A 475-nucleotide genomic window follows, 5' to 3' on the forward strand; every position below is an offset into this window, starting at 1 on the left:
TTCCGCCGTCTTCGCATCCGTTTTGAACGTCGAGCCGACATTCATGAGGCGTTTCTCAAACTCGGTTGTTCCTTGATCTGCTGGAACACGCTCAAGCGTGCCCAGCAGTCTTTATGAAACCGTTTCTTAGAAGCCAAGGTTCCCACGGCGCATCAGCGTACTCAAGAATGCCTTGCGTCTTGAGCGCTTGCAGAAAAGTCTCGAGGAGCATGGAGTTCATATGGGCGTGCACCGAACAAAACGGTTGCGCACCTTTTCACTGACCAAACGAAGGTCTCGATACAACCTCACCTAGAGCGTGTTAGGAACTTCGATTGAGACCTGTTATCCTGGCGGGATGAAAAGAATAGACCGCAAAGGGTATCCGACTGATGTGTCGGATGAGGAATGGAGTTTCGCGGCGCCGTATCTGACGCTGATGGACGTCGACGCGCCCCAGCGCAAATACGAACTGCGCGACATGTTTGATGCATTG

1 protein-coding gene and 1 pseudogene are annotated in these 475 nt (G+C 52.4%); both read left to right on the forward strand.

Going from position 1 to position 475, the window contains the following annotated elements; all coding sequences use genetic code 11:
* Window positions 1-117, forward strand: a pseudogene (locus VSR82_RS40040) (IS5/IS1182 family transposase); the annotation flags it as partial.
* A gap of 220 nt (window positions 118-337) precedes the next feature.
* The coding region (locus tag VSR82_RS40045) for a transposase (protein WP_410853438.1) at window positions 338-475 on the forward strand (138 nt) is incomplete at its 3' end.

This window comes from Burkholderia sp. JPY481, assembly GCF_038900515.1.
In the GTDB taxonomy this organism is placed as follows: domain Bacteria; phylum Pseudomonadota; class Gammaproteobacteria; order Burkholderiales; family Burkholderiaceae; genus Paraburkholderia; species Paraburkholderia youngii.